General features: G+C 72.1%; 26 protein-coding genes. 11 read left to right on the top strand and 15 right to left on the bottom strand.

Features of this window, described 5'->3' with window-relative positions; translation table 11 throughout:
• Positions 1–7: 7 nt before the first annotated feature.
• On the bottom strand, positions 8–1,225 hold the full coding sequence (locus tag ACH4SP_RS25240) for an FAD-dependent monooxygenase (protein WP_398417824.1): 1,218 nt from the start codon (positions 1,223–1,225) through the stop codon (positions 8–10).
• 81 nt (positions 1,226–1,306) lie between these two features.
• Between ACH4SP_RS25240 and ACH4SP_RS25235 the strand changes: the two genes are divergently transcribed.
• Together ACH4SP_RS25235 and ACH4SP_RS25230 are read left to right on the top strand one after the other, a co-directional pair.
• Positions 1,307–1,963, top strand: a complete 657-nt coding sequence (locus ACH4SP_RS25235; RefSeq protein ID WP_398417823.1) for a TetR/AcrR family transcriptional regulator — start codon at positions 1,307–1,309, stop codon at positions 1,961–1,963.
• 120 nt (positions 1,964–2,083) lie between these two features.
• The gene (locus ACH4SP_RS25230) at positions 2,084–2,614 is read left to right on the top strand and encodes a hypothetical protein (protein ID WP_398417822.1); all 531 of its coding nucleotides are present in this window, start codon (positions 2,084–2,086) and stop codon (positions 2,612–2,614) included.
• Positions 2,615–2,653: 39 nt separating this feature from the next.
• On the opposite strand, the gene ACH4SP_RS25225 is transcribed toward ACH4SP_RS25230, so the two are convergent.
• The 7 genes from ACH4SP_RS25225 to ACH4SP_RS25195 form a co-directional block, all read right to left on the bottom strand.
• Positions 2,654–3,067: a hypothetical protein gene (locus ACH4SP_RS25225; protein ID WP_398418362.1), complete on the bottom strand. Its 414-nt coding sequence runs from the start codon at positions 3,065–3,067 to the stop codon at positions 2,654–2,656.
• A 205-nt stretch (positions 3,068–3,272) separates the two neighbouring features.
• On the bottom strand, positions 3,273–3,956 hold the full coding sequence (gene ung, locus ACH4SP_RS25220; RefSeq protein WP_398417821.1) for a uracil-DNA glycosylase: 684 nt from the start codon (positions 3,954–3,956) through the stop codon (positions 3,273–3,275).
• A 134-nt stretch (positions 3,957–4,090) separates the two neighbouring features.
• A complete protein-coding gene (locus ACH4SP_RS25215) occupies positions 4,091–5,680 on the bottom strand; it encodes an ABC transporter substrate-binding protein (protein WP_398417820.1) in 1,590 nt (529 codons plus the stop codon).
• A gap of 204 nt (positions 5,681–5,884) precedes the next feature.
• Positions 5,885–6,661, bottom strand: coding sequence for an SDR family oxidoreductase (locus ACH4SP_RS25210; protein ID WP_398417819.1), 777 nt, complete (start codon positions 6,659–6,661; stop codon positions 5,885–5,887).
• A 25-nt stretch (positions 6,662–6,686) separates the two neighbouring features.
• Complete coding sequence (gene fabG / locus ACH4SP_RS25205; RefSeq protein ID WP_398417818.1) at positions 6,687–7,448, bottom strand: 3-oxoacyl-ACP reductase FabG; 762 nt, start codon at positions 7,446–7,448, stop codon at positions 6,687–6,689.
• Positions 7,449–7,607: 159 nt separating this feature from the next.
• Positions 7,608–8,009: a DUF3037 domain-containing protein gene (locus ACH4SP_RS25200; protein WP_398417817.1), complete on the bottom strand. Its 402-nt coding sequence runs from the start codon at positions 8,007–8,009 to the stop codon at positions 7,608–7,610.
• Entirely contained in the window at positions 8,006–8,932 is a 927-nt protein-coding gene (locus ACH4SP_RS25195) for a HipA family kinase (RefSeq protein WP_398417816.1), read from the bottom strand. Before ACH4SP_RS25195 ends, ACH4SP_RS25200 begins: the two co-directional genes overlap by 4 nt.
• Before the next feature lie 258 nt (positions 8,933–9,190).
• Here ACH4SP_RS25195 and ACH4SP_RS25190 point away from each other — a divergent pair, with 258 nt between their 5' ends.
• Positions 9,191–10,672, top strand: coding sequence for an alpha/beta fold hydrolase (locus tag ACH4SP_RS25190; protein ID WP_398417815.1), 1,482 nt, complete (start codon positions 9,191–9,193; stop codon positions 10,670–10,672).
• A gap of 84 nt (positions 10,673–10,756) precedes the next feature.
• Here the strand turns inward: ACH4SP_RS25190 and ACH4SP_RS25185 are convergent, their stop codons facing one another.
• Positions 10,757–11,473, bottom strand: coding sequence for an HdeD family acid-resistance protein (locus ACH4SP_RS25185; protein ID WP_398417814.1), 717 nt, complete (start codon positions 11,471–11,473; stop codon positions 10,757–10,759).
• Between the two features lie 236 nt (positions 11,474–11,709).
• On the opposite strand from ACH4SP_RS25185, the gene aspT reads away from it, so the two are divergent.
• The 3 genes from aspT (at position 11,710) to ACH4SP_RS25170 (ending at position 16,841) form a co-directional block, all read left to right on the top strand.
• Entirely contained in the window at positions 11,710–13,392 is a 1,683-nt protein-coding gene (aspT, locus tag ACH4SP_RS25180) for an aspartate-alanine antiporter (RefSeq protein WP_398417813.1), read from the top strand.
• 38 nt (positions 13,393–13,430) lie between these two features.
• A complete protein-coding gene (locus ACH4SP_RS25175) occupies positions 13,431–15,080 on the top strand; it encodes a bifunctional aspartate transaminase/aspartate 4-decarboxylase (RefSeq protein ID WP_398417812.1) in 1,650 nt (549 codons plus the stop codon).
• A gap of 204 nt (positions 15,081–15,284) precedes the next feature.
• Entirely contained in the window at positions 15,285–16,841 is a 1,557-nt protein-coding gene (locus ACH4SP_RS25170; RefSeq protein ID WP_398417811.1) for a bifunctional phosphatase PAP2/diacylglycerol kinase family protein, read from the top strand.
• On the opposite strand, the gene ACH4SP_RS25165 is transcribed toward ACH4SP_RS25170, so the two are convergent.
• Positions 16,838–17,485 (bottom strand): isochorismatase family protein, encoded by a 648-nt coding sequence (locus ACH4SP_RS25165; protein ID WP_398417810.1) that lies wholly within the window; start codon positions 17,483–17,485, stop codon positions 16,838–16,840. The genes ACH4SP_RS25170 and ACH4SP_RS25165 overlap by 4 nt on opposite strands.
• Positions 17,486–17,587: 102 nt before the next feature.
• On the opposite strand from ACH4SP_RS25165, the gene ACH4SP_RS25160 reads away from it, so the two are divergent.
• Positions 17,588–18,055: a pyridoxamine 5'-phosphate oxidase family protein gene (locus ACH4SP_RS25160; RefSeq protein ID WP_398417809.1), complete on the top strand. Its 468-nt coding sequence runs from the start codon at positions 17,588–17,590 to the stop codon at positions 18,053–18,055.
• A gap of 54 nt (positions 18,056–18,109) precedes the next feature.
• Here ACH4SP_RS25160 and ACH4SP_RS25155 read toward each other — a convergent pair whose 3' ends face one another.
• Positions 18,110–19,015 (bottom strand): LysR family transcriptional regulator, encoded by a 906-nt coding sequence (locus tag ACH4SP_RS25155; RefSeq protein WP_398417808.1) that lies wholly within the window; start codon positions 19,013–19,015, stop codon positions 18,110–18,112.
• Between the two features lie 37 nt (positions 19,016–19,052).
• Here ACH4SP_RS25155 and ACH4SP_RS25150 point away from each other — a divergent pair, with 37 nt between their 5' ends.
• Positions 19,053–20,072 (top strand): DMT family transporter, encoded by a 1,020-nt coding sequence (locus ACH4SP_RS25150; RefSeq protein WP_398417807.1) that lies wholly within the window; start codon positions 19,053–19,055, stop codon positions 20,070–20,072.
• 91 nt (positions 20,073–20,163) lie between these two features.
• On the opposite strand, the gene ACH4SP_RS25145 is transcribed toward ACH4SP_RS25150, so the two are convergent.
• On the bottom strand, positions 20,164–21,507 hold the full coding sequence (locus ACH4SP_RS25145) for an aminotransferase class I/II-fold pyridoxal phosphate-dependent enzyme (RefSeq protein WP_398417806.1): 1,344 nt from the start codon (positions 21,505–21,507) through the stop codon (positions 20,164–20,166).
• A 23-nt stretch (positions 21,508–21,530) separates the two neighbouring features.
• On the opposite strand from ACH4SP_RS25145, the gene ACH4SP_RS25140 reads away from it, so the two are divergent.
• Positions 21,531–22,214, top strand: coding sequence for a pyridoxamine 5'-phosphate oxidase family protein (locus tag ACH4SP_RS25140; protein WP_398417805.1), 684 nt, complete (start codon positions 21,531–21,533; stop codon positions 22,212–22,214).
• A gap of 10 nt (positions 22,215–22,224) precedes the next feature.
• Positions 22,225–22,878, top strand: a complete 654-nt coding sequence (locus ACH4SP_RS25135) for an FMN-binding negative transcriptional regulator (protein ID WP_398417804.1) — start codon at positions 22,225–22,227, stop codon at positions 22,876–22,878.
• Here ACH4SP_RS25135 and ACH4SP_RS25130 read toward each other — a convergent pair whose 3' ends face one another.
• The 3 genes from ACH4SP_RS25130 to ACH4SP_RS25120 all read right to left on the bottom strand — a co-directional run bounded on the left by ACH4SP_RS25130 (position 22,879) and on the right by ACH4SP_RS25120 (position 25,757).
• Positions 22,879–23,853 carry a DMT family transporter gene (locus ACH4SP_RS25130; RefSeq protein WP_398417803.1) on the bottom strand — a complete coding sequence of 325 codons (975 nt, stop codon included), beginning with the start codon at positions 23,851–23,853 and terminating at the stop codon, positions 22,879–22,881.
• 198 nt (positions 23,854–24,051) lie between these two features.
• Positions 24,052–25,173 (bottom strand): EamA family transporter, encoded by a 1,122-nt coding sequence (locus ACH4SP_RS25125; protein WP_398417802.1) that lies wholly within the window; start codon positions 25,171–25,173, stop codon positions 24,052–24,054.
• A 125-nt stretch (positions 25,174–25,298) separates the two neighbouring features.
• Positions 25,299–25,757 carry a Clp protease N-terminal domain-containing protein gene (locus ACH4SP_RS25120; RefSeq protein ID WP_398418360.1) on the bottom strand — a complete coding sequence of 153 codons (459 nt, stop codon included), beginning with the start codon at positions 25,755–25,757 and terminating at the stop codon, positions 25,299–25,301.
• A 313-nt stretch (positions 25,758–26,070) separates the two neighbouring features.
• Here ACH4SP_RS25120 and ACH4SP_RS25115 point away from each other — a divergent pair, with 313 nt between their 5' ends.
• The gene (locus ACH4SP_RS25115; RefSeq protein ID WP_398417801.1) at positions 26,071–26,502 is read left to right on the top strand and encodes an SRPBCC family protein; all 432 of its coding nucleotides are present in this window, start codon (positions 26,071–26,073) and stop codon (positions 26,500–26,502) included.
• Positions 26,503–26,610: the final 108 nt, after the last annotated feature.

Raw genomic sequence — 26,610 nt, 5'->3', positions numbered from 1 at the left:
TGTAGCGCTATGCCTGTTGTGCCTGGTGAACGGCTGTCCGGGCAGCATACGTGCGCTGCGGCGGCCGCCAGTCGGCGATCCCGTCGAAGGTCCGCAGGGCGAGGCCGGGACCGAACCCGGCCAGCGTCATCAGGCCGTCCCGGAGCGCCACGGCGGGGGTGCTGCTCAGCATCATCAGCTTCGCGATCTTCGCGGACTTGTTGACGATGCCCGTGGTGCGCGGCAGCCGGTCCGCGCTGTAGGCGGCGAGGGCGGGGCCGAGGCCCGCGCCGGGTGCGGCGTGGTGGGCGAGGACGATGCCGTCCTCGATGGCCTGGTTGCCGCCCTGGCCCATGGTGGGGCACATGGCGTGCGCGGCGTCACCGAGGAGGACGGTGCGGCCCCGGTGGTGGGCGGGGAGGGGGGTGGTCATGTGGTGCACGTCGTGGCGCAGGATCCGGTCCTCCGCGGCCGCGGCGACGATCTCCGGGACGGGGTGGTGCCAGTCGCCGTACCGGCGCAGGAGTTCCGCCTTCTCGCCGTCGGCGCTGTGCCCTCCGGCGGGGGCGGCGGCCGCCGCGTACGCGTAGATCCGGCCGTCCTTGAGCGGCTGGGTGCCCCACAGCCGGCCGCGCCCCCAGGTCTCGTGCGGTGCGAAGGGCTCTGCCGGGGCGGGCACGACGACGCGCCAGGTGGTGAATCCGGCGTAGGCGGCGCCGGGGTGCTCGGGATAGAGGGTGGCGCGCACCGCGGACCTGATGCCGTCGGCGCCGACGACGAGTTCGGCCTCGATGTCACCCTCGGGCGTACGGACGACGGCGGGCCGGCCGTCCACGACGCCCGGGTCGACCAGTTCGGCGGGCGTGCCGGTACGGATCGCGCCCTCGGGCAGCGGAGCGGCGAGGACGTCGACCAGGGTGGCCCGGTGGACCAGCACCAGGGGGTCGCCGAACCGCTCGACGGCCGCCGAACTGTCCGTACGGGACAGCCAGCGGCCACTGGGTGCGCGCATGCCGCCCTCCCCCTGCCAGGCGGCGAGGTCGCGGATCGTGTCGCCGAGGCCGACGACGTCCAGTGCGCGCAGCGAGTTGGGGGCGAGGCCGATGCCTGCGCCGACCGGCTCCAGGGCGGCGGCCCGCTCCAGGACGGTGACCTGCCAGCCGCGCCGGTGCAGGGCGAGGGCGGCGGTGAGGCCCCCGATTCCGCTTCCGACGACGACCGCGCGGTGCTGGGACTGCTGGGACATGACGACCCCTCCTCGGAAACTACATCTGTAGTGACCTCGCCAGGCTACTACAGCCGTAGTACGGGCGGTAGATTGGCGCCCATGACCGCACGCACCCCCTCCCCCGCCGCGAGCCCCGCCCCGGCCGCCCCCCGCTCGGAACTGATCGCCGACGCGGCCCTGAAGCTCCTGGTCGAGCGGGGCATGCGCGGGCTCACCCACCGGGCCGTGGACGAGACGGCCGGGCTGCCGCAGGGCTCGACCTCCAACTACGCGCGCACCCGGCAGGCTCTCCTGGAGACCGCGGTGCAGCGCCTCGCCGTACTGGAGGCGCGGGCGCTCGGGCTCGGCGCGCTGCCCGGCCCCGGCGCGCGCGTCGAGGACCTGCTCGACATGCTCGCGGTGGTCCTGCACCGGCATCTGACCGAGCACCGGGACATGCTCGTGGCCCGCTACGAGCTGGGCCTCGAAGCCACCCGGCGGCCGGAGCTGCGGGAGTTCTACGACGCGGCGGGACGGGCCAGGTTCCGGGAGCCGCTGGAGGCGATGATGGCGGCGGCCGGGTCGAAGGAGCCGGAGCGGCACGCGCTGTCGCTGATCGCGTGGGTGGAGGGGCTGATGTACTCGTGCGCGGCGGGTTCGTACCACTCGGCGGTACCGAGCGAGGAGGAACTCCGCACCGGATTCGGCGAGTTGCTGAGCGGAATGCTCGGAACCGGCACGCAGCAGCCGGGGAGGACGCCGGGCCCTGCCGCGTAACTGGGCCTGCCGCGTAAGCGGCGAACCGGTGCTTCACTCGTGCGGGGCAATATCGGGCTCCCGGCTTCCCCCGCGGGGCCCGCGATCAGCAGAGTGGCGCGGGTGCACCGAACAAGAACCGTGACGAGAACCGCAGCGACGCTCCTGGTGGGGGTGGCCGTGTCGGCCGTCACCGGCTGTGTGTCCACCCCCTCGGGACCGGCCGGGACGCCCGCGACCCACCAGCAGTCCCCCGCGCCTCAGCACCCTCCGCTGCCCCATCTGATCGGGAACGGCGGGCAGCCGGAGCAGCTCATCGAGGCGCCCGTCCACGAGGTGCTGGAAGCAGCCATGCCGCCTTCCCAGCGGGCACCCACCCCCAGGACCGGACCCGGGACCGGACCGACCGGGGCGAAGGAGGCCGCCGAGGCCCCGCCGGTACAGTCGCCGCCCCGGTCCGAGCGGCCCGCCCGCCGGGACGCCGCCCCGCAACCGGAACCGGAACCGGAATCGCCCCGCCACCGGGGACCGCACCGGAAGAAGGCCCCGCTGCCCGCACTGCCCAAGGTCCCGGCCTCGGCCGCCGACGTCTGCGCGCTCGGCAAGGGCTACGGCGGCTGGAGCCCGAAAAGCCCTCAGGCCCGCATCTGCCGGGAGACGTACGGGGGTTGACGGACCCGATGACGGCCCCGAGCGCCCCCGGAAGGGCGCTCACTCCCCACCGAGCCGCGTCTCCAGCCGGGCTACCGCCGCTCTGACCCCGGCCCCGTACACGTCGTCGGCGAGGGTGTCGCACAGGGCCCTCGCCCGGCGCAGATGGATGCGGGCCGCCTCCGGGCGCCCCAGCTTCACGTAGTCGGCGGCGAGGCTGAGGTGGAGGGTGGGACGGAAGCCGAGCAGTTCCCCCGGCACCCCCGTGCCCCGGGCCGCGCCGCCGTCCCGCCCGTCGGCCGCGGCCAACGCCCGCAGGTCCCACAGCAGTTCGTCGCGGGGGTCGTCCTGGGCGTCCGCCATGTAGTGCGCCAGCATGCACCGGTGCCGGGCGTCGCCGGACATCCCGAGCTCCTCCCAGAGCGCCCCGAACCGACTGCGCGCCTCCTGCCGGTCACCGGCGTGGAGCAGCATCGCCGTCTGCCCGATCCGGGTCGTGACGGCGTCCCCGGACTCCCCCGCCCCCGCCCCTGCACCCGTATCCGCGTCCCCCGACGCGCCCTGCTGCTCCACCACTGCGGCCTCCGCTGAGCCCCGTGCTCGCCTACGCACGCGGCTCACGTGCGTATTCACTGATCCCAGTGACGCTAGCCGCAGGCCCCCGCGATCGGGCTCAGGCTCAGCCCAGGTTCGGCACGGTCCAGTCGATCGCCTCGTGGCCCTGCTCCGCGACCGCCGCGTTGATCTGGGTGAAGGGCTGCGAGCCGAACCACTTCTTCGCGGACAGCGGCGAGGGGTGCGCACCCTTCACCACGGCGTGCCGCTCGGTGTCGATCAGCGGGAGCTTCTTCTGGGCGTAGTTCCCCCAGAGGACGAAGACCGCGGGGTCGGGGCGCGCGGCGACCGCGCGGATCACCGCGTCGGTGAACTTCTCCCAGCCCTTGCCCTTGTGCGAGTTGGCCTCGCCCTTGCGCACGGTCAGCACCGCGTTGAGCAGCAGGACGCCCTGCTCGGCCCACGGCATCAGATAGCCGTTGTCCGGGACCGGGGTGCCCAGTTCGGCGTTCATCTCCTTGTAGATGTTGCGCAGGGAGGGGGGCGTCTTCACGCCGGGCCGCACCGAGAAGCACAGGCCGTGCCCCTGGCCCTCGCCGTGGTAGGGGTCCTGGCCGAGGACCAGGACCTTCACCTTGTCGTACGGGGTGGCGGCGAGGGCGGCGAAGACCTCGTCGCGCGGCGGGTAGACCGGCCCCTTCGCCCGTTCGTCCTCGACGAACTCCACGAGCTCCTTGAAGTAGGGCTTCTCCAGCTCCTCGCCGAGGACCCCGCGCCAGGACTCGGGCAGCATCTGGGTGTCGGTCACGTCAACAACCTCCGGTGAAAGATCCGTTCTCTGAAAAAGAACCTACCGGCCACCACTGACAACGCCGCTCCCGGCCCGAAACGCCCGTGCCCGCACCCGCACCCGCACCCGCACCCGCACCCGCACCCGACGGACTACCAGCTGGTCTTGCGGAACAGCTCCCACACCTGCATCACGGTCTGCGGGTCCAGCGCCTGCTCGGTGCCGCCGATGTCCTCGGACGCGGCGACGTACATCTTGCCCTGCCACAGCGGCAGCAGCCGTACGTCGCGCAGCAGGACCTCCTGGGCCTTCACGAAGTGGTCGGCCGCCCGGCTCCGGTCGTTCTCGCGCCGCGACTTCGGCAGCAGGTCCCCGGTGATCTCGGGCACCACGTAGGGCGTGGAGATCGCGTTCTTCTCGCCGACGAAGGGCGAGACGAAGCTGTCGGGGTCCGGGTAGTCCGGCGCCCAGCCGCGGCCGAAGACCGGGTAGCTGCCCTTCCGCACACCGCTCTGGAAGTCGTCCCAGGGGAGGCCCTTGAGGGTGATCCGGAACAGCCCGGACTCCTCCAGCTGCCGCTTGAGCTCCGCGAACTCCAGGGCGGTCGCCGAGCCGTACCGGTCGGTGGGGTACCAGAAGGACAGCGACACCGGCCGGGTGATGCCCGCCGCGCGCAGGATGCGCCCGGCCGCGGCCGGGTCGGGCTGGCCGTACGTGTCGAAGAAGTCGGTGGTGTGTCCTGCGATGCCGCTCGGCACCATCGAGTACAGGGGCTCCGACGTGCCCTTGAAGACCTTGTCGACGAGGGCCGCACGGTCCACCAGCTGGGCGATCGCCTTCCGGACCGCCGGGTTGGCCGCGTTCCGGTCCTTCGGGTTGAAGACCAGGTAGTGGATCTCCGAGCCGGGCGACTCGGTCACCTTGACCCCTCCGCCCGCCTGCTGTTCCTGGAGGCCGACGATCTGCTCCGCGGTCAGGCCGCGGAAGGTCGCGTCGATCCGCTTCTCCTTGAGCTCCTTGACCATCTTCGCGGAGTCGTCGAAGTAGCGGATGGTGACCGCGTCGTTCTTCCGGTCGGCGAAGCCCTTGTACGAGGGGTTGCGCACCAGGTCGGCCCCCGAGTCCGCCCCCTTGGGGCGGTAGGCCTGGAGGTGGTAGGGGCCGGAGCCGGTCAGCGAGTTGCCGCTGCGGAGCCGGTCCGCCGGGTACGCGGCCGGGCTCACCAGCGACATGCCGGGGGTGGCGAGGACGAACGGGAAGGTCGCGTCGGGCTTGTTGAGCCGGAAGACGACCTTGTCCCTCCCCTGGGTCTGGACCCCCTTGAGGCTGCTGAGCAGCCCGTCGGGGCCGCCGTCCGCACCGATCCTGCGGATCCGTTCGATCGAGTGCCGGACCGCCGCGGCGTCGAGCTTCGCACCGTCGGAGAAGGTCAGTCCCGGCCTGAGGGTGCAGGTGTAGACGCGCTGCGCGCTGTCGTCGAAGCGGCACTCCTTCGCCGCGTCGGGGGTGGGCACCGAGCTGCCGGTCGGGTAGCTCAGCAGCGTCTGGAAGACGTTGCGGTACAGCTCCCAGGAGCCGTCCCAGGCGCCCGCCGGGTCGAGCGTGCTCGGCTTGCTGGTCGTCCCGACGGTCAGTTTGTTCTCCACATCGGAACCGTCCTCGGACAACACCCCGCAACCAGCCAGCAGGGATATGGACGTGAGGGTTGCGGCAACCCGCAATCTCCTGGCCCGGTCAAACACGTGCACGCTCCTCGATCAGCCGTGGGTCGGCAGACCATACCGCAACGGCCCGCCGGAACAAGGGAGTTGTCCGGCGGGCCGGTCACCGTTTCGGAACGATTGGTTCCGTCGGCCGATGGACGGAACGATTGGTTCCGTCGGCCGGCGGCTTCGGGCCGCACGCGTCACCGCACCCCTGCGGTCCCCGCGCCCCTGCCGGTCCCGCTACTGCACCCCCGCGTTGAGGAAGATGCCGCCGTCCACGACGAGGGTCTGGCCAGTGATCCAGTCCGACTGCTCCGAGGTGAGGAACGCGGCGGCGCCGCCGATGTCCGCCGGTACGCCGAGCCGCCCCAGCGGGTACGCCGCTGCCGCCTCCGCCTCCCGGCCCTCGTACAGCGCCTGGGCGAACTTGGTCTTCACCACGGCGGGCGCGATCGCGTTGACCCGCACCAGCGGGGCGAACTCGTGCGCCAGCTGCAGCGTCAGGTTGACCATGGCCGCCTTGCTCATGCCGTACGCCCCGATGAAGGGCGAGGCCGAAACCCCGGCCACCGACGCGATGTTGACGATCGCGCCGCCGTGGGAGCTCTGCCAGGCCTTCCAGGTCTGCTGGGCGAAGCCGAGCGCCGAGATGACGTTGGTCTCGAAGACCTTGCGGGCGACGTTCAGGTCCATCTCGGCCATCGGGCCGAACACCGGGTTCGTACCGGCGTTGTTGACGAGGAAGTCGACCCGGCCGAAGGCCTCCATCGTCCGCTCCACGGCGACGGCCTGGTGGGCCTCGTCGTGCGCCTTGCCCGCGACGCCGATCACCCGGTCCGCGCCGAGCCTCTCGACCGCTTCCTTGAGGGCGTCCTCGTTGCGGCCGGTGATGCACACCCGGTCGCCGCGGGCGACGAGCGCCTCCGCGATGCCGTAGCCGATGCCCCGGCTGGCGCCGGTGATCAGCGCGACCTTGCCGCTGTCCCGTACGCCACTGTCCTGCGCTTCTTCAGTCATGAGCTCAATCCCTTGGTGCGGCAGGTCAGTTGAGGGGTCCACCGGCGACGTACATGACCTGGCCCGAGACGAAGCCCGCCGCGTCGCCGGTGAAGAAGGCGATGGCGTTGGCGATGTCCTCGGGGTGGCCGACGCGCTGTACGGGGATCTGGGTGGCGGCCGCGGCCTGGAAGTCCTCGAAGCCCATGCCGACGCGGGCGGCGGTCTGCGCGGTCATCTCGGTGACGATGAAGCCGGGGGCGACGGCGTTGGCGGTGACGCCGAACTTGCCGAGCTCCTTGGCGAGGGTCTTGGTGAAGCCCTGCAGGCCGGCCTTGGCGGTGGCGTAGTTGGCCTGGCCCCGGTTGCCGAGCGCCGAGCTGGACGACAGGTTGACGATGCGGCCGAACTTCTCGTCCACCATGTGCTTCTGGCAGGCGCGCGACATCAGGAAGGCACCCTTGAGGTGGACGCCCATGACGGTGTCCCAGTCCAACTCGCTCATCTTGAACAGCAGGTTGTCGCGCAGTACGCCCGCGTTGTTGACGAGGATCGTGGGCGCGCCCAGCTCGGCGGCGACGCGAGCGACGGCGGCGGCCACCTGGGCCTCGTCGGACACGTCGCAGCCGACGGCGAGCGCCCGGCCGCCGGCCGCGGTGATCTTCTCGACGGTGTCCTTGCAGGCCGCCTCGTCGAGGTCGAGCACGGCGACGGCGCGGCCCTCGGCCGCGAGCCGCAGTGCGGTGGCGGCGCCAATGCCGCGCGCCGCCCCGGTCACGATCGCTACCCGCTGCTCGGTGGTGGACATGCTGGTTCTCCTCGCCCTTGGGAACCGGCCCCGGGGGACCGCTCATCAGCTGAGCAACCGCTTAGTAGGACTCAGCAGACGTGACGCTAGAAGCCACGGCACCCGGTGTCAACGGCCGCCCGGATCCCCGACGAAGGTCACACGGGCCTCCCCCGCGCCTCAGCGCACCAGTACGTCGAGCAGCCGCGCCAGCTCCGCCTGCGGATCGGCCGTCAGCCCGGTGTGCACGGGGCCGGGTTGTACGACGGCGGAGCGCGGGGCGCTCAGCCACCTGAACCGCCGCCCGGGATCGTCGCCCGCCGCCTGACCGGCCGCTCCGCCGCCCCCGCAGAGGCCCTCGACGGCGTGCAGTGCGGCCCGTACGCCGACCACGTCGGCCTGCGGGTCGAGCGCGAGGAGCTTGGCCTCGTCGAGGTGCGTGAGGGCGGCCGCGTACGACTTGGCCCGGCAGTAGACCATCACCCCCGCGTTGAACATCTCGCCGCGCTCGACCCGGGGCACGACGCGCACCAGGGCGTACTCGAAGACATGGCGCTGGACGGCACCGCTGTGCTCGCTCACTTGCCGCCGCCGTCCTGCAGAGCCTGCTCCTGCTGTGCCTGTTCCCGCTGCGATTGTTCCTGCTGTGCCTGTTCCTGCGCCTGCTGCTTCTGTGCCTTCGTCGGGTGCGGCCACGGCTTGACGTGCTCGGTCAGCCAGCCGGGCGCCTGCGAGGGCCGGTCCTCGGTGGGGGCCTCCAGCGAGATCCGCTCGTGGATCGTCGCGGCGCGCGGCAGCAGCGCGTCCACGTAGGCCCGGCGCAGCGCGTCCGGGTTCTCGAAGCCCGGCTCGCCGGCCAGCCACACGTCGGGCACCTGGGCGGCGACCTCGGTCAGCAGTTCCTCGGTGACCAGCGGGGCCAGCTCGCGCGCGGCGGCCCGCACGTCCGGCTTGAAGCGGGCCAGCGCGTGGTCGGAGGCGTTGTACGGCTTGGCCGCCGCGGTCTGCGCGGTGGGCCAGTTGTGCTGCCAGATCATGGTGGCGCCGTGGTCGATGAGCCACAGGTCGCCGTGCCAGACCATCATGTTGGGGTTGCGCCAGGACCGGTCGACGTTGTTGATCAGCGCGTCGAACCAGACCACCTGCCCCGCCTCCGCCGGACTCACCTCGTAGGCGAGCGGGTCGAAGCCGAGGGAGCCGGGCAGGAAGTCCATCCCGAGGTTCAGTCCGCCGCTCGCCTTGAGCAGCTCCTGCACCTCCTGGTCCGGCTCGCCGAGCCCGATGACGGGGTCGAGGTCCATGGCGACCAGGCGCGGTACCCGCAGCCCGAGCCGGCGGCCGAGCTCGCCGCAGACGACCTCGGCCACCAGCGTCTTGCGCCCCTGTCCCGCGCCGGTGAACTTCATGACGTACGTACCGAGATCGTCGGCCTCGACGATTCCGGGGAGCGAGCCGCCCTCACGCAGGGGCGTGACGTAGCGGGTCGCGATGACTTCGGTCAGCATTCGCCCAGGCTAGCGGGGTCTCGGGACGGATTGCGGGGGCGGGTCGCGGGCGCCGCCGCGTCATCCTCCGGGCGCACAGGACAGGCCCCGGTCATACGAAGGGCCCATACCGGCCTCATCCTCCGGCCCTAACCGGGTGACGCGAAAGGCCGGGAGCATGGGAGCCGTGGAAGGACGGGTACCGGCAAGGGACTCGTCGTACGGGCGAGGTCGTTTCCGCGGGTACCCGCGGCGGCTTCGCGAACGGAGGGCACGCACTTGACGCACCGCAGGATCTCCCTGGCCGCACTCGCACTGCTCGGCGTCGCCGCCTGTACCCCACCGGGCGCGACGTCCTCGGCAGTCGTCAAGGATCCGGTGCCGGCCGGGAAGGACATCGGCGCGGGCACCGCGCGCTTCGACGCGCAGAAGATCCGCTGGGGAGCGTGCACGCAGGAGGACGTGAACGAAGGCGTCACCTGCGGCCGTCTGACCGTGCCGGTCGACTGGGAGAAGAAGGATTCCCGCACGGTCGACCTCCAGGTGTACCGCTGGGAGGCCGCCGACCGGGCGAAGAAGCGGGGCACGATTCTCAACATGCCGCCGGGTCCCGGGGATTCCGGCTACATGGGCTTCAGCGACCTGCGCAAACATCTCCCCCAGTACGACCTGATCGCACTCGACCCGCGCGGCATCGGCAACAGCGGACCGCTCCAGTGCCCCAGCGCGAACGCGCTCAAGGTGCCGCGCGTTCCGCCGACCACGGAGGCGGGATTCGCCGCGCTGCGGGCCAATCAGAGCGTCCTGTGGTCGAAGTGCCGCACCGAACCCGCGGGCCTGAAGAACCACCTCGACGCGTTCAGCAACGCCAAGGACGCCGAGGTGCTCCGCAAGTCCCTCGGGCTGGAGCGGATCAACCTGTACGGCTTCTCGTACGGCACGCTCACCGCCGAGCGGTACCTCGGTCTCTTCGGGGAGCACGTCAACGGGTCGCTCCTGGAGGGGGTGATGAACCCGGTGCTGTCCCGGCGCGACTTCGTGACCTCGGCCGCCGCTGCCAACGAGGCCCTCTACCGGCGCTTCAGCACGTGGTGCGAGAAGGACGCGGCGTGCGTCCTGCGCGGGCAGGACGTACCGAAGGTCCTGGAGCAGGCGCGGCGGAAGGCGCGCGACGGGGAACTTCCCGGGACGCTGAACGGCTTGCCCTGGTCGGAGAGCACTGTCACCGCGTACCTGGAGACGGCCCTCGGGAACAACCGGTTCGGCGACGCCGCCAAGGGCCTGAAGGACCTCTCCGAGGGCAGGCATCCGGAACCCGAGGAGGGTGGCGGCTCCGGCGGGCAGGAGGAGGTGCCCCCGGAGGTCCCCTACGCGGATCCGATCGTCTGCTCCAGCTTCGATCTCGCGGTGAAGAGCCCGAAGGACGCCGAAGGCGACCTGGCGTCCACCCGGCGGGCCGCACCCGTGCTCCGCTACTCGACGAACTCCAGCGCGTACTCGTCGCTCTGCGTCGGGGCTCCTGCCCCGGCCGCCGGCTCTTCGGCGCCGGTCACCTCCCGCAGCGACCGTCCGGCGATGCTGCTCAGCAATACGTACGACCCGTCGACGCCCAGGGCCTGGGCCGACGGCGTGGCCCGCCAGCTCGGGAAGAAGGCCCTGCACACGGTGACCGACGCGATCGGACACGGCGGAGCATTCAGCAACACCGCGACCCGGCAGAAGATCGTCGACTACTTCGACCGGAGCAACAAGGCCAGCTGACCGAGGAATTCCGCCCCGTGACGATCACGCCGGAACGGCCGTCCGACCGAGCGCGGGAACGTCTGAGGGCCCCGGCCGGGGTCCTCAGACGTTGTGCGGGACGCGACGGGCCTTGGCGCGGATGCGGAACGCGGTGACGATCTCGACGATGCCGACGGCGAGCAGCCAGCAGCCGCCGAGGACAGTGAGGACCGCGACCGAGTCCAGCGGCGAGGTGATCAGCACGACTCCGCCGAGTGCGCTGATGATGCCGAGGCAGACCTGCCAGCCCCTGGCCGGCATCTCCGGGTCGGATGCGGCGGCCACCGTCTGCGTGATGCCGCGGAACAGCCAGCCGATGCCGATCCACAGGGCGAGCAGCAGCAGCGACTGCATGGCGCCGCGGAAGCAGAGCAGGCCCAGCAGGATGGAGAGCGCACCGCTGATGAAGGCCATCACCCGCAGCGCCGTGGACACATGCGTGCCGAAGGCCGCGACCAGCTGCATCACACCGCTGACCAGCAGGTAGACGCCGAAGAGCACGGCGATGACGAGCAGGGTCCTGCCGGGCCAGGCGAGCACCATGACGCCCAGGACCAGCGCGGCGACACCGGCCGCGAGCACGGCCTGCCAGGCGCCCCGGCCGAGCCGGTGCAGCGGCCCCTCCTCGGGGCGCGGGCCCCACTGCGGGGCTCCGCCGGAAGGAGCCCCGCCGGAAGGGGTCCCGCCGGAAGGGGTCCCGCCGGAAGGCCCTTCGCCGGGACCCGGGGGCGCGGCCGACGGGGGCGGAGGCGGCGGGGGCGGGCTCTGGTCCGTACTCATGGGGTGACTCCTCTGAGGGAGGAAGTGGCGGGCCTGGCCGCGACCACGCACCGGTGGACCACCGGTCGAATCCACTAGAACAAACACCCACCGGGCCCGCACCCCGAGCCGGAAGCAGCACCGGGACCGCCCACCTTCCCGGAACATGCCGACTTGTAGTCGGATTGCTACTTTGAGCAACAAATCACCCTTTGCTCTGCTTCCTCCCTCTCCGTCTCCCCCGGGATCTGACGACTATGGGCGTTCTCAAGGACCATCCCGAGCTGGCGCTCTTCCTGTGCCTGGCGCTCGGCTATCTGGTGGGCAAGCTCCGCGTGGGTCCCATCACGCTCGGCGGCATCTGCGGCACTCTGATCGTGTCCCTGCTGATGGGCGCGTGGGCCGAGGTGAAGGTCTCGGACGACGTGAAGACCGTCTTCTTCGCGCTCTTCATCTTCTCGCTGGGCTACCTGGCGGGCCCGCAGTTCTTCTCGAACCTCAATCGCAAGAGCCTGCGCTTCTTCGCGCTCTGCTTCATCGAGCTGGTCAGCGTCCTGGGCATCGCCTACGGACTGGCGAAGGCCTTCGACCTCGACGTCGGCACCGCGTCGGGCATTCTGGCCGGCGCCGCCACGGAGTCCGCGGTCGTCGGTACGGCCACCGAGGCCATCGGCAAGCTGGGCGACCTGTCCCCTGCACAGATCGCCCAGTACCAGGGGCACGTCGCCACCGCGTACACCGTCTGCTACCTCTTCGGCCTGATCACGATCGTCCTCTACACCAGCCAGATCATGCCGATGCTGATGCGCATCAACCTGGCCGACGCCTCCCGCGAGCTGTGGGAAAAGATGCGCGGCGGCAGTGGGCACGGCCTGGAGTCCGACGAGCGGGCGGCGCTGCCGGGCCTGGTCGGGCGTACGTATCTGGTGACCCGTGCGGACGGCCGCACCGTCGGTGACCTCGAAGCGAGCCTCGACGGCCGGATCACGGTCGAGGCCGTCAAGCGGGGCAGCAAGCTGCTCCCCTCCGCGCCCGGCCTCCGGCTGACCCTCTCCGACCTGATCCTGATCGTGGGGCGGCGGTCCCACACCATCGAGGCCGGACGGCTCATCGGCCCGGAGACCCCCGGCATCCCCGGTCTCGACACTCCGCTCGCATCCCGCCAGGTCGCCGTGACCGACAAGTCGTCGCACGGTCTGACCATCGATCAACTCCAGCAGCGGCACCCCGAGTTCATCAAGGACGGGGTGTACGTCACCGACCTCCTGCGCAACGACCAGCACCTCCCGGCCACCGGCGACACGGTGGTGCACCGGGGCGACGTGCTCACCCTGGTCGGCGCGCGCTCGGGGCTCTCCAAGCTGGTCGCGAAGATCGGCTCGGTGGTCAAGAACGACGCCACCGACTTCATCTACCTCGGCCTGGGCATCGTCGTGGGTTCACTGATCGGCCAGCTCGTGATCAGGGCGGGTGACATCCCGATGTCGCTGGGCACCGGCGGCGGCTGTCTGGTCGCGGGGCTGCTCTTCGGCTGGTTCCGCTCGCGCTCACAGACCTTCGGCGCCTTTCCGCCGCAGGCCGCGACCACGCTCAAGGACATGGGCCTGGCGCTCTTCATCGCCTGTACGGGCCTGGTCTCTGGGCCGCAGGCGTGGCCGCTGCTCAAGCAGTACGGAGCGCTGCTCCCGTTCGCCGGCATCGCCATGGTGCTGGTGCCCGCCACCCTGTCGCTGCTCGTCGGACGGAAGCTCCTGAAGATCGAGAAGCCGCTGCTGATCGGCGCGATCGCAGGTCAGCAGTGCTCCACCCCGGCCATCACCTCCATCACCCAGACGGCTCAGAGCTCGGTCCCGATGCTCGGTTACACGATCACGTACACCCTCTCCAACTTCCTCCTTCCGCTGACGGGCCCCGTCCTCGTCGGCGTCCTGGGGGCCTGAGCCATGTCCGAACCCCCTTACCTCCCGGGAGTCGCACCGTGCCCAAGTCCACGTACAGCCGCGAGGAGATGCAGCGCCTCTCCTCCCTCAGCCCCTTCGAGCTGAAGGCCGAGTTCATCAAGCTCGCCGAGTCCGCGCAGGCCGACAAGCCGGGGCAGAAGGGCAGGGCCGCCCGCACCATGCTCAACGCGGGCCGCGGCAACCCCAACTGGGTCGCCACGGGCCCCCGCGAGGCGTACTGCGCACTCGGCTACTTCGCACTGAGCGAGTCGCGCCGGGTGTGGACCGCCGACGACCTGGGCGGCATGCCGGAGGAGCTGGGCTGCGGCGAGCGCTTCGAGAAGTTCGTCCGTACGCATCCGGAGCTGCCCGGCATCGAGATGCTGAAGGCGAGCTTCGACCTGGCGGTGCGGCGGTTCGGCTTCGAGAAGGACGCGTTCGTCCACGAGTTCGCCGACTCGATGGTCGGGGACAACTACCCGAGCCCCGACCGCATGCTGACGCACTGCGAGAAGATCGTCCGCGGCTACCTCCACGACGAGATGTTCGACGCGAACCCCCCGGCCGACAACCTCAGCATCTTCGCCACCGAGGGCGGCACGGCGGCGATGTGCTACATCTTCGACTCCCTCATGAAGAACGGCGTCCTGCACAAGGGCGACCGGATCGCCCTGATGGTGCCGGAGTTCACCCCGTACCTGGAGATCCCCGAGCTCGACACGTACGCCTTCGACGTGGTGCTCGTCGAGGCGAGCATGTTCGCCGAGAACGGGGTGCGCGAGTGGCGCTACCCCACCGATGAGGTCGCCAAGCTGGCCGACCCTACGGTCAGGATGGTCTGCCTGGTCAACCCCAGCAACCCGCCGTCCCTGGCGCTCTCCCAGCGGGTCACCGACCAGATCAAGCAGATCGTGGCGGACTCCAACCCGAACCTCGTCATCGTCACCGACGACGTGTACGGCACGTTCGTGGAGGGCTTCCGCTCGATCGCCGCCGACCTGCCCCGCAACACGCTCCTCGTCTACTCGTACTCCAAGCACTACGGGGCGACCGGCTGGCGCCTCGGCGTGATCGGACTGCACGACGACAACGTCATCGACGCGATGATCGCCGCCCAGCCGCAGGACCGGAAGGACCGCCTCAACAAGCGCTACAGCACGCTCTCCCTGGAACCCGAGAAGATCAGGTTCATCGACCGCCTGGTCGCCGACTCCCGCCAGGTCGCCCTCAACCACACCGCGGGCCTCTCCCTCCCGCAGCAGGTGATGATGGGCCTCTTCTCCCTCTTCGACATGCTGGAGGAGGGCCAGGTCTACAAGGAGCGCATCCGCGCGATCGTGCAGCGGCGCCTCCAACTGCTCCTCGAAGGCGCCCAGATGAAGATCGCCGAGGACCCGAAGCGGGCGGCGTACTACATCGAGCTCGATCTCCTCGCGGAGGCGGAGCGGACCCAGGGCAAGGCGTTCGCCGACTTCCTGGAGAAGAACTACGACCCGGTGGACCCACTGTTCCGGCTCGCCGAACAGACCTCCGTCGTCCTCCTCAACGGCGGCGGCTTCGACGGCCCGCAGTGGTCCGTCCGCGCCTCCCTCGCCAACCTGGACGACCTCGACTACCTCCAGATCGGCCACCACCTGCGCACCATCTTCGACGACTACGTCGCAGAGTGGCACGCCTCCCAGAGCTGACCGTTCCCACCACCGGCCCCGCCCGCGGCAGGCACCGGCCCGGGGCCCACCGCGGGCCCCGCCCCTCACACGGCGCCCGCCCGCACCCACACGGACGCACGCTCCTCACCCCCACCCCCGCACGGACACACACTCGAAGCCCCGCCCCACCCCCGCACGGCCCCAGGCTCGAAGCCCACCCCACCCCCCGGACGGACCGCCCCCATGACCCGCCTCAGCAAGCTCGACCACCGCTGGTTCGACAAGGTCGCCTCCGCCCACCTCCCCGGCGCCGACCGCCTCCTCCCCGCCCTCTCCGCCTCCGCCGACCACGGCCGCCTCTGGCTCGCCACCGCGGCAGCCCTGGCCGCCGCCGGCGGCCCCGGCGCCCGCCGCGCCGCCCGCCGGGGCGTCGGCTCCCTCGCCCTCGCCTCCCTCACCACCAACGCCGTCGCCAAGTACGCCGTCCGCCGCCGCAGACCCCTGACCGACTCGGTCCCCTTCGTACGGCTCCCCGCCAAAGCCCCCTGGACCACCTCCTTCCCCTCCGGCCACTCCGCGTCCGCCGCCGCCTTCGTCACCGGAATCGCCCTCGAATCCCCGCGCTACGGCGCGCTCCTCGCCCCGCTCGCCGCCGCCGTCGCCTTCTCCCGGGTGTATATCGGCGTCCACTACCCGGGTGACGTCCTCGCCGGGTGCGCGCTGGGGGTGGCTGCTGCCGTCGTCACCTGCCACTGGTGGCCGCCCCGTCCGCCGTACGTGCGCGACGGACGCACCCGCGTCGAAGCGCCCGCGCTCCCGCACGGCGAGGGCCTGGTCGTGGTCGTCAACTCCGGTTCGGGAAAGGGCGTTCCCGGCCGCCTCCCCGCGGACGAACACCTGCGGCTGCTCCTCCCCAAGGCCGAGATCCTCCTGCGCGAAGAGGGCGCCGACCTCGCCGACATCCTCGACGAGGCGGTCGTACGGGCCGGGCAGTTGGCCGGAGTCCTGGGCGTCTGCGGCGGCGACGGCACGGTGAGCGCGGCGGCGGCGCGCGCCGCCGAAGCCGGTCTGCCGCTCGTCGTGTTCCCTGGCGGCACCCTGAACCACTTCGCGCTGGACGCGGACTGCGCCACCTTCGAGGACACCGCGCACGCGGTCCACCACGGCGAAGCGGTGCGGGTGGACCTGGCCCGGGTCACGGACGGCGAAGGACGCCGCGTCACCGACTTCGTGAACACCTTCAGCATCGGCTTCTACCCGGAGCTGGTGCGGCGGCGCGAGCGGTGGGAGGGCCGGATCGGCAAGTGGCCGGCCGCTGCGGTGTCCCTGGTGGGCGTGTTGCGCGACGCCTCACCCCTGGACGTCACCGTCGACGGCGAACCCCGTTCCCTGTGGCTGCTGTTCGCGGGCAACGGCCACTACTTCCCCGACGGCCTCGCCCCTTCGCACCGCCCGCACCTGGACGAGGGCCTGCTGGACGTCCGTACCGTCGACGCGGCGGCCCGCCTGGCCCGCACCCGTCTGGTGGTCTCCGCACTCGCCGGCGCCCTGAACCGCTCCCGGGTGTTCCGCGCCGAGCACGTGGAGCGGCTGGCCGTGGACGGCCTCACGGACGTCGAACTCCTCGCGTACGACGGCGAGACGGCCCCGGCGCCGGACGCCCTGCTGCTCTCCAAGTCGCGGGCCGCGCTCACGGTCTACAGTCCGGCCGAGCACCTCGGCGAGATCCGCCAGCAGCTGCGCACGGCGACGGCGGCGGCGAACGAGCGCGCCGAGCCCCGGCCCCGCAGGGAGAACTAGCTCCCGCTGCCCGGCTGCCGCAGCCAGCGTCCCCGCACCTCGTCCGTCGGCGCGACCGTCGCGACGAGGGCGAGGGTGTTCTCCACCACGGCCCGCACGTAGTCCGCAGGCACGCCCGCGATCGCGTCGGCCGGCACCACCACCCCGTATCCGAGGTTCACCAGGTCGAACACCGCATTGGGGACGGCCACGTTCGCGGACACCCCGACGACGACCACGTTCCGGCACCCGAGGTTGCGCAGCAGCGCGTCCACCTCCGTGCCCGCGACCGGCGACAGGCCGTGCAGCCTGCGCACCACGAGGTCCGATTCCGCCACCTCGATCGGGTCGACGACCCGTACGGCCCGCGTCCCGGTCAGCTGTCGCACGGGGAGCCGTTCCGCCGCGCGGAAGAGCCGTGCGTTGTGATTGGCGCCGCGCCCGTCAGGACGCCGTTCGGCGACGGCGTGCACCACCTGTACGCCTGCCGCGTGCGCGGCTTCGACCAGGTGCGCGACGTTCTGCAGGACCCCCGACTTCCTTGCCTCGGCGGCCAGTTCGGGCAGTGCGCTGTCCTCGCCGACCACGCCTTCCTGGCACTCCACGGTGAGCAGCGCGGTGCTTGCGGGGTCGAGCTGGGCCACGAGTCGTTCGTTTGCCGACATGGCGCGCGAGGGTAGCGCCCATTGCGTACCGAAGGAAGAGCCAGCATGATCTCTGACGCGGGGTTCAGAAACCTTTCAGCACACGCCTTTCAGGGAGACCGCATGGCCACCACGGACCACACCCAGCGCCGGGGCCGCCGCATCATGATGACGGAAGCCGAGCGCGACGCGTACCTCGCCGAGCAGCGCACCTGCCGGGTGGCCACGGTCTCGGCGGACGGCGCCCCGCACGTCGGCGCCCTGTGGTTCGTCTGGGACGGGACCTCGATCTGGCTGTACTCGATCACCCGCAGCCGCCGCTGGGCCCAGCTCTGCAAGGACCCCCGGCTCGCGGTGCTCGTGGACGACGGCGTCGAGTACGGGGAGCTGCGCGGCGTGGAGCTGTCCGGTACCGCCGAGTTCGTCGGCGAGGCGCCCCGCACGGGCGAGCGGTGCCCCGAACTGGTCGTCCCCGAGGGGCTGTTCACCCAGAAGTACTTCGGCATGACCCAGATGCCGCACGACGGCCGGCACGCCTGGCTGCGGCTGACTCCGGACGCGATCGCCTCCTGGGACTTCCACAAGCTGTAGCGGGGGCGGGTCCCGGCCGGCGGAATCCCGGGCCGGACGCCCCCGGGGCCACCCCTAGCTCGCCACCTGCTCCCCCGCCACCGCCAGCGCCTCCACCGCCGCCCTGATCGACGGCCGCCGGTCGGCGTCGGCGCGCCACACCACGTACACATGCCGCCGCATCGCATGGCGTACGGGTACGACGCTCACGCCGTCCGGCACGGGTCCGCGCCCGAGCCGGGGAGCGACGCACACCCCCAACCCGGCTTCGACCAGCGCGAGTTGGGTGGCGTGCTCCTCGGCGACGTGCGCGAGCCGGGGCTCCACGCCCACTCCGCGCAGGGTGAACAGCAGCCATTCGTGACAGAACTCGCCCTCCGCCCAGGTCACCCAGTCGTCGTCGGCGAACTCCGCGAGGTCGACCTCGGTCCGCCCGGCGAGCGCGTGACCGGCGGGCATCGCCACGTCGGCCGGGTCCTCCAGGAGTTCGCGCTTGGCGAGTCCGGCGGGCATGGACAGCGGTTTGTTGTACCAGTCGAGGACGACGGCGAGGTCGTAGTCGCCGCGCACCACGCCCCGTACCGCCGCGTCCGGCTCCACCTCCCGCATCTTCACCCGCAGTTGGGGATGGCGGTCGCGCAGCGCGGCGAGCGCGGACGGCACCAGGCCGCGGGCGGCGGTCGGGAACGCGGCGAGCGCGAGGTCCCCGACGACCCGGCCGCGCTGGGCCTCGATGTCGGACTGGGCGCGCTCGGCCTGCGAGAGGATCCGGGACGCGTGCCCGGCGAGCAGCCGTCCCGCCTCGGTGAGCCGCACCCCGCGCCCGTTCTTGGCGAGCAGCGGCTCGCCGACCTCGCGCTCCAGCTTGGCCATCTGCTGGGACACCGCGGACGTGGTGACGTGCAGCCCTTCGGCGGCGCCGCTGACCGAGCCGTGCCGGGCGAGGGCGTCGAGGGTGCGCAGCCGCTCCAGATTCAACATGTAAGCAATACTACGCAGTCACTCCAACAGAACTTGCTTGTGCTACGAGATCCAGACCGCCATCGTTACCTTCATGACCCCCGTGACCACGGCTCGAACCCGCGCCGCCGAGCCGAAGCCCGCCCCCGCCGCCGCACCGGCGACCACCGCACCGGCCACCACGCCGACGCCCACCCGCCGCCGCGCCCTCGACTGGCGCATCCGCTTCGCGGCGCTCGCCCTCATCTGGGGCTTCAGCTTCCTCTTCATCAAGGTCGGCACCGGGGCGTACGCGCCCTTCCAAGTGACCTTCGGGCGACTGCTGTTCGGCACACTCGTCCTGGTCGCGGCCATGGCGGTCAAGCGCACCCGGCTGCCGCGCTCCGCCCGCACCTGGGGTCATCTCACGGTCGCCGCCTTCTTCCTCAACGCGCTGCCGTTCTCGCTCTTCTCCTACGCAGAGCTGACGATCCCCTCGACGCTCGCAGGCATCTGCAACGCCACTTCCCCGCTCTGGGGGATGGCCCTCTCCCTGGTGGCCCTCTCCGAGGACCGCCCCACCCGCCGTCGCGTGGCGGGCCTGGGCCTCGGCTTCCTCGGCGTGCTCACCGTCCTCGGCGCCTGGCAGGGCTTCTCAGGACTGGACCTCACCGGCACGGCGATGGCGCTGCTGGCCTCGCTCAGCTACCCGATCGGCTGGATCTACCTGCGCCGTACCCTCGGCGGCAGCACCGACCCGGCCCTCTCGATGACCGGCGCCCAACTCCTGCTCGCCACGGCCCAGTTGGCCGTCGTCACCCCCCTCTTCACTACGCTCCCCACCTCCTTCCCGGTCCTCCCCCTGCTCGCCGTCGTGGCGCTCGGCGCGCTCGGCACCGGCCTGGCGATGCTCCTCCAGTACAACCTGGTGTCGGAAATCGGCCCGACCACCGCCCAGATGGTCACCTACTTCATCCCGGTCATCGCCACCGTCGCCGGAGTCGCCCTCCTCTCCGAACCCCTCAGCTGGAACACCCCCGTGGGCGCCCTCGTCGTCCTGGCCGGCGCCGCCCTGACCCAGACCGGACGCCGCCCCTGACGCGGTGCGCACCGGCACACCCCGCGCTGCGCACCCGCACCGGACGCACACGCCCCCTCAGGCGCGCACCCGCACGGACGCGCACCCCTCCTCACCCGTACCTCCGCCCCTCCCCCTCGGGCCCCGGCCCGATCGCCGCCGCCACCGCGTCCGCCACCGCCCCGATCTCTCCCGCGTCCAGCGTGGAGACGGTGACCCGGACGCCCGGCCCCGCCGCCATCCGGAACCTCGCCCCCGGCGCCACCCCCCATCCCGCATAGAGCATCCGCGCCACCACCCCCGTCTCGTCCGCCACCGGCACCCAGACGTTCATCCCGCTGCGCCCGTGCGCCCGCACCCCCCGCTCCGCCAGCGCCGAGACCAGCGCGTCCCGCCGCTCCCCGTACGACCGGGCGACGACGTCCGCGTCCACCGCCCCCGTGGTCCACAGCCGCACGACCGCCCGCTGCAGCAGCCGGCTCACCCAGCCGGGCCCGAGCCGCTGCCGCCCCCGCACCCGGTCCACCGTCACCGCGTCCCCGGTCAGCACGGCGACCCGCAGATCCGGCCCGTACCCCTTGGAGACGGACCGTACGAACACCCACGGCCCGCCGCCCGCCCCCGCCAGCACGTGCACGGGCAGGTCCACGATCCCGTGCCCGTGGTCGTCCTCGACCAGCAGCACCGACGGATGGGCCGCCAGCACCTCCCGCAGTGCGACGGCCCGCTGCGCGCTCACCGCCGCCCCCGTCGGGTTCTGCGCACGGGCGGTCACCACGACCGCCCGCGCCCCGCCCCGCAGCGCCCGCTCCACCTCGCCGGGCAGCGGTCCCTCGTCGTCCACCGCCACCGGCACCGCCCGCAGCCCGAGCGCCGGGACCAGGTCGAGCATCGCCCCCCACCCGGGGTCCTCCACGGCGACCGTGTCCCCCGGCTTCAGATGGACGGCCAGCACCCGCTCGATCGCGTCCAGCGAGCCCGAAGCGACGGCGACCGGCCCGTCCGGAACCCCCGCGGCATCGAAGTCCGCCCGCGCCAGCCGCACCAGTTCGGGGTCCCGCGCCTCCTCGCCGTACAGCCCCGGCGTCGCGTCGGCCCGCTCGGCCGCGTACAGCAGCGCGTCCCGCAGCGGCGGCAGCAGGGCGGTGTCGGGGTTGCCCTTCGAGAGGTCCCGCACACCCTCCGGGATGTCGGCCCTGATCGACTCGCGCGCGGTGCTGACGGGCCTCGCCCTGATGCGGCTGCCCCGCCGGCCGGCCGTCTCGATGACTCCGCGCTCCCGCAGCGTCCGGTACGCGGACGCGACCGTATTGGGATTCACGCCCAGCTGCGCCGCCAACTCCCGCATCGGCGGCAGGAGTTGGCCCGGTTCCAGCTCACCCTCGCCCACCGCCCGTTCCACACTCGCGGAAATCTCCGACGCACGCCTGCCACTGATCCGATACTCTCCTAGCACAAAACACACTATGCACTAGTGCAATGGAGAACGCAATGCACGTCGCCCCGGCCCCGTACACCCCCACCGACCGCACCGTCCCCACCCGCTCCCCGGAGCGCGCGTCGTACGACCGCGAGCTGGTGCACTCGATACTGGACGAGGCGTACGTCTGCCACCTGGGCTTCGTCCGCGACGGCGCGCCGGTCGTCCTGCCGACCCTCTACGGCCGGATCGGCGACAGCCTCTACGTCCACGGCTCGACCGGTTCGCGCCCGCTGCGGGCCGCCGGGCGCACCGAGGAGGCTCCGGGCATCGAGGTCTGCCTGACCGTGACCCACGTCGACGGCCTGGTGCTGGCCCGCTCCGCCTTCCATCACTCGATCAACTACCGCTCCGTCGTCGTGCACGGCACGGCCCGCCCGGTCGTCGACGAGGAGGAGCGGCGCATCGCGCTGGACGCCCTCGTCGACCACGTGGTCCCCGGCCGCTCCGCCGACTCGCGCCCCGCGAACGCCAAGGAGCTGGCCGCAACCGCCGTACTCCGCCTCGACCTCGACGAGGTGTCGGCAAAGGTCCGCACCGGCCCGCCGAACGACGAACCCGAGGACGCCTCCCTCCCGTACTGGACCGGTGTCGTCCCGCTCACCCGCGGCCACGGCACGCCGATCCCCGCCGACGACCTGGACCCGGCCGTCGCGCTCCCCGACTACCTCTCCGCCCGCTGAGGGCCCGGCCGTGCTGATCCATCCCTGGGACGCGCCCGCGGACGACTCCGAATGGCAGCGCTGGCTCGCCCCGCACGACTTCGGGCAGCTCGCGGTCAACGGCGTGGACGGCGAGCCGCCGTTCGTACAGCCCGCCCACTTCTCGTACGACGCACGGACCGGCCCGTACGGCGAGGTGATCACCCACCTCGCCCGCCCGAACCCCATCTGGGCCGCCGTCGAGGCGAACCCGCAGGTCCTGCTCAGCGTCGTGGACGACTACACCTTCGTTCCCGGCCCCTGGCAGGCCCCGGAGGGCGCCCCTCCCGAGCACGGGACGCCCACCAGCTTCTACACGGCGGTCCAACTGCGCTGCACCGCCCACCTGGTGGACGACCCCGCCGCCAAGGCGGAGCTCCTCAACCGGCAGGTGGCCCACTTCCAGCCCGAGGGCGGGACCGCGCCCGCCGTGCCGGGCGAGGCCCCGTTCGGCCGGATGCTGTCGGGCATTCGCGGACTGCGCCTCGAAGTCACCGGCGTACGGGCAAAGTTCAAGTACGCGGGCCACAAACCCGCCGAGGTCATGGACCGTACGGCGGCCGGTCTTGCCGCCCGCAACGGCCCGCACGACCCGGCGGCGGCCGCACACCACGCCCGCCGCCGGACCTCGTACCGCGCCCCGTAGTCAGACCGGGACGGCCGCCCGGCGCACCCGGGCGGCCGCCCGCGCCTCCCCGTACGCCAGCCCCACCACCGCGGTGAGCAGCAGCAGGGTCCCCGCCACGGTGGCCGCCGTCAGCCGCTCGTCGAGCAGTACGACGGCGATGACGGCGGCACTGACCGGTTCGAGCAGCATGATCACGGACACCGTCGCGGACCGTACGACGGCGGCTCCGGCGAAGTACAGCGCGTACGCGAGAGCCGTCGGCACGGCCGCCACGTACACCAACAGCCAGACCACCCGGGTGAGTTCGACGGTGTGCGGCAGGATGCCCTCCGCCAGTGCGAGCGGCAGCAGGCACACCGACCCGACGGCGAAGGACCAGGCGGTCGTCACGACCGGGCTGCCCCCGCCGCCGTCCCGGCCCAGCCACCGCGTCAGCAGCGTCATCACCGCGTACGCGGCGGCCGAGAGCAGCGCCATGAGCACACCGCCGGTGCGCACCGAGGCGCCGTCGCCGCCGAGCGTCAGCACCCCGAGCCCGGCCAGCGCCCCGACCACGGCGCCGATTCCGCCGGTCCCCAGCCGCTCGCCGAGCAGCACGCGCGCACCCAGCGCGATGAACACAGGACCCGCGCCGAGCGTGATCACGGTCGCGACCGTGAGCCCGGTCGCCTGGACGGCCGCGAAGTACGCGCTCTGGAAGACGGTGAACGCGAGCCCGGTGGAGAGCACCCGGGCCACCCGGCTGCGGCGCGAACCGGCCTCGACTCCCTTGCGGGCAGGGCCCGTACGCATGCAGAGGCGGGCGGCGAGCAGCAGGAGGAGGCCGCCCGCGCACCGCCAGAACGACAGGGCGAGCGGCCCGAGGTCACTGACCCCGTACACCAGCGAGGCGGCCGCCCCCGCGGTTCCCCAGGCGACTCCGGCGACGATCAGATACAGCAGGCCACGCCCTACGGGCAGGCCGGTGGAACGTACAACGACAGGACTGGACACGTGACTTCCCCACGGAAAGCGAAGACGGAATGGGTCGCTCGGCTCCGCACGCGGGCAGCGACGAACCACCCAGGGGCTGCCCGGGCCGGTCTTCGTCCTCAGTGAGCCTCGACGAGCCGCCGACAGCGGCTCCGGGCACCCGCGCGCTAGGAAGCGGCGGGAGGGGGAAGTACGAGTGTGGTCGGCATGATCGTCACCCTACGGCGTGCCCCGTCCGGCCGACAACGTCCCTTCCGCATCCTGGACCCCGGTCGCACCCGGGCCGCCCGTGTCCCTGGCGCCGTGCGCGTCCTTCGTGCTGTCCGCGCCCTTCTCGCCGATCGCGTCTTTCTCGCCGTCCGTGCCCCTGGCGCCGTCCGCGTCCTTCGAAGCCCCCGCGTCGCCGGAGCCGCCCGCCACCGGCCCCTCGCCCGCCGCCTTCGGCGTCGACGACTGTGCGATGAACGCGCCCGCCAGCACCACGGCCCCGCCCACGATCTGCGGCAGCGACAGGTGCTCGCGCAGCAGCACCCACGCCGCCACGGTCGCGATGACCGCCTCCAGGCACGCCACCACTCCCGCCACCTGTGGCGACAGCTTCCGTACGGAGACCACTCCGGTGACGTACGCCAGCACGGTCGCGATCAGGACGACCCAGCCGAGCAACAGCCATGCCCGCACCTGGCCGCCGCCCATGTCGACGGTGCCGCCGAGGAGTTCCCACTTCATCTCCCACGGCCGGGCGATCACCGAGAGGACGACGGTGCCGATCAGCAGTCCGTGCGCGATGACGCCCAGCGGGTCGGCCGCGTCCGCTCCGTCACCGCCCTGGTCGGACAGCACGAAGTACCCCACCTGACAGCAGGCGGCACCGAGCGCCAGCAGCAGTCCCAGCAGGTCGAAGCTGAGCCCCGCCCACACCTCGACCACGCACGCGAGACCTCCCACGGCGAGTACCACACCCACGGCGGCGGCCCGGGTCACCGGCCGGCGCTGCACGAACCGCACCCAGCCGAGCACCAGCGCGGGCGCCAGGTACTCGACGAGCAGGGCGACGCCGACCGGGATCCTGGAGAGCGAGGCGAAGTAGAAGGCCTGGACTCCGGCGACGGCGAGCAGTCCGAAACCCGCGAGCAGTGCGGGCCTGCGGCGCAGCAGCGCACGGTGGCGCCAGGCGACCGGCAGCATCACCAGTGCCGCCCCCGCCACCCGCAGCCACACCACGTGCAGCGGATCGAGCCCCGCCTCGATCAGCGGCTTGGCCGCGACACCTGAACCACCGAATGCGAGCGCCGACAGCAGGGCAAGGCCCAGGCCGACGCTTCTCCCCTGAGCGTGCATCGGCACATCATGCCAGCTGCGGTCAGGACCGTCACCGGCGTTACGCCTGTCGAGACGAGCGCCCCGCATACCGCCAGAAACCCGCCCCGACCCCACCCCGACCCCGCCCCAACCCCTCCCCGGCCCTAGATCTCCGGGACGGTGGCGACCCGCAACCGCCCGATCAGCAGCGCCGGTTCGACCCCCGCGCGGCGCAGCACCTCCACCGCCCGGCAGTCAGGGTCACCGGCGAGCGCGGCCAGCAGATCGGTGCCGCCTGCCAGACCCGTACCGCCGTCCTGCGGATCCCCTCGTTCCGCAGCCCGCGCGAACGCCGTCTCCATGGCGGCCACCGCGGCGGGCGACCAGCCCGCCACCGGTGTCACCCCCGCCGTTCCCTCGACGCGGGACTGCCAGCGCAGCCCGTACCCGATGCTGCGCTGTACGAGATAGCCGAGCACCCGCGCGACCTGCGGCCCGCCGTCGAAGGTTTCCCGCACCTCTGGGTCGGTCTCCAGCAGGGAGTGCAGCAGATGGGCGGTGTCGATCTGCCGGTCGCCGTCGCGCTGGGCCCGACGGCGCGCACCGGCGACCACCGTGGCCATTTCGACGGTGAGTCCGGCCTCGATGCCGGGGCGGGGCGGGACGGCCTCTCCGTTGCCGGAGATCCGTCGGGCGGAACTGTGCACCCCTTCACCCCATCAGCCACGGCCCCGTTCGGTCATCCCCGCGGGGGAGCATTCCCGCATCCCACCGGAGTTGGGCACGCCGCCCGCCTTCTCCTCCCTGCGAAGGAGATCGCATGAAACTTCCCTGAGACGACCAGAAACCTGACGGTTCATCAGTATTGAATGTTCGCAGCCCTGCGACTACGTTCCGCGACACCCAGCAGGTACCCGCGCGGAAAGGGACGCTCACATGGCCGAGGTCAGCGCAGAGGCACGCATCGAAGCACCGGCGGACAAGCTCTGGTCCCGGCTGACGGACTTCGCGTCGTACGACCAGTGGAACGCGACCCACACCAGCTTCCCGCACGGCGGCCCCGACACCCTCGCGGTCGGGGCGACGTACGAGGAGAACATGAAGCTGATGGGCTTCCCTGCCGAGGTGACCTGGACGGTCGAGGAGCTGACGGAGGACCGGCTGCTCGTCGTACGGGGCAAGGGCCCGATGGGCGTGAACCTGGCGATGCGGTACTCCCTGACGCCCACCGACGCGGGCTCCACCCTGGCCCGTATCGACGGCGAGTTCACCGGAGCCGCCGTGTCACTGATGGCGGGCAAGCTCAGGGAGTCGGCGACGACGGCCCTGAACGAGTCGCTCCGCAAGCTGTCGGGGCTGGTTGCCTGAGCGCTGGTGCTCTGAGCGCCGGTGCTCTGGGCGCTGCTCTCCTGAGCCGAGCCCAGAGCCGGGCCGGGCCGGGCCGCGCCGCGCCGGGCCGCGCCGGGCCGCGCCGCC

It is taken from the genome of Streptomyces sp. NPDC021093, from assembly GCF_044333135.1.
In the GTDB taxonomy this organism is placed as follows: domain Bacteria; phylum Actinomycetota; class Actinomycetes; order Streptomycetales; family Streptomycetaceae; genus Streptomyces.
The sequence above is the reverse complement of the archived record's forward strand: the minus strand, read 5'-3'. Positions and strand labels throughout refer to the sequence as shown.

Excerpts from the sequence above, each read along its gene's own strand:
- fabG (WP_398417818.1), bottom strand. The coding sequence starts at position 7,448 with ATGTCCACCACCGAGCAGCGGGTAGCGATCGTGACCGGGGCGGCGCGC.
- ACH4SP_RS25235 (WP_398417823.1), top strand. The coding sequence starts at position 1,307 with ATGACCGCACGCACCCCCTCCCCCGCCGCGAGCCCCGCCCCGGCCGCC.
- ACH4SP_RS25225 (WP_398418362.1), bottom strand. The coding sequence starts at position 3,067 with ATGCTGCTCCACGCCGGTGACCGGCAGGAGGCGCGCAGTCGGTTCGGG.
- ACH4SP_RS25185 (WP_398417814.1), bottom strand. The coding sequence starts at position 11,473 with ATGAGTACGGACCAGAGCCCGCCCCCGCCGCCTCCGCCCCCGTCGGCC.
- ACH4SP_RS25120 (WP_398418360.1), bottom strand. The coding sequence starts at position 25,757 with ATGGCCACGGTGGTCGCCGGTGCGCGCCGTCGGGCCCAGCGCGACGGC.
- ACH4SP_RS25195 (WP_398417816.1), bottom strand. The coding sequence starts at position 8,932 with ATGCTGACCGAAGTCATCGCGACCCGCTACGTCACGCCCCTGCGTGAG.
- aspT (WP_398417813.1), top strand. The coding sequence starts at position 11,710 with ATGGGCGTTCTCAAGGACCATCCCGAGCTGGCGCTCTTCCTGTGCCTG.
- ACH4SP_RS25160 (WP_398417809.1), top strand. The coding sequence starts at position 17,588 with ATGGCCACCACGGACCACACCCAGCGCCGGGGCCGCCGCATCATGATG.
- ACH4SP_RS25240 (WP_398417824.1), bottom strand. The coding sequence starts at position 1,225 with ATGTCCCAGCAGTCCCAGCACCGCGCGGTCGTCGTCGGAAGCGGAATC.
- ACH4SP_RS25125 (WP_398417802.1), bottom strand. The coding sequence starts at position 25,173 with ATGCACGCTCAGGGGAGAAGCGTCGGCCTGGGCCTTGCCCTGCTGTCG.
- ACH4SP_RS25140 (WP_398417805.1), top strand. The coding sequence starts at position 21,531 with ATGGAGAACGCAATGCACGTCGCCCCGGCCCCGTACACCCCCACCGAC.
- ACH4SP_RS25155 (WP_398417808.1), bottom strand. The coding sequence starts at position 19,015 with ATGTTGAATCTGGAGCGGCTGCGCACCCTCGACGCCCTCGCCCGGCAC.
- ACH4SP_RS25115 (WP_398417801.1), top strand. The coding sequence starts at position 26,071 with ATGGCCGAGGTCAGCGCAGAGGCACGCATCGAAGCACCGGCGGACAAG.
- ACH4SP_RS25210 (WP_398417819.1), bottom strand. The coding sequence starts at position 6,661 with ATGACTGAAGAAGCGCAGGACAGTGGCGTACGGGACAGCGGCAAGGTC.
- ACH4SP_RS25170 (WP_398417811.1), top strand. The coding sequence starts at position 15,285 with ATGACCCGCCTCAGCAAGCTCGACCACCGCTGGTTCGACAAGGTCGCC.
- ACH4SP_RS25165 (WP_398417810.1), bottom strand. The coding sequence starts at position 17,485 with ATGTCGGCAAACGAACGACTCGTGGCCCAGCTCGACCCCGCAAGCACC.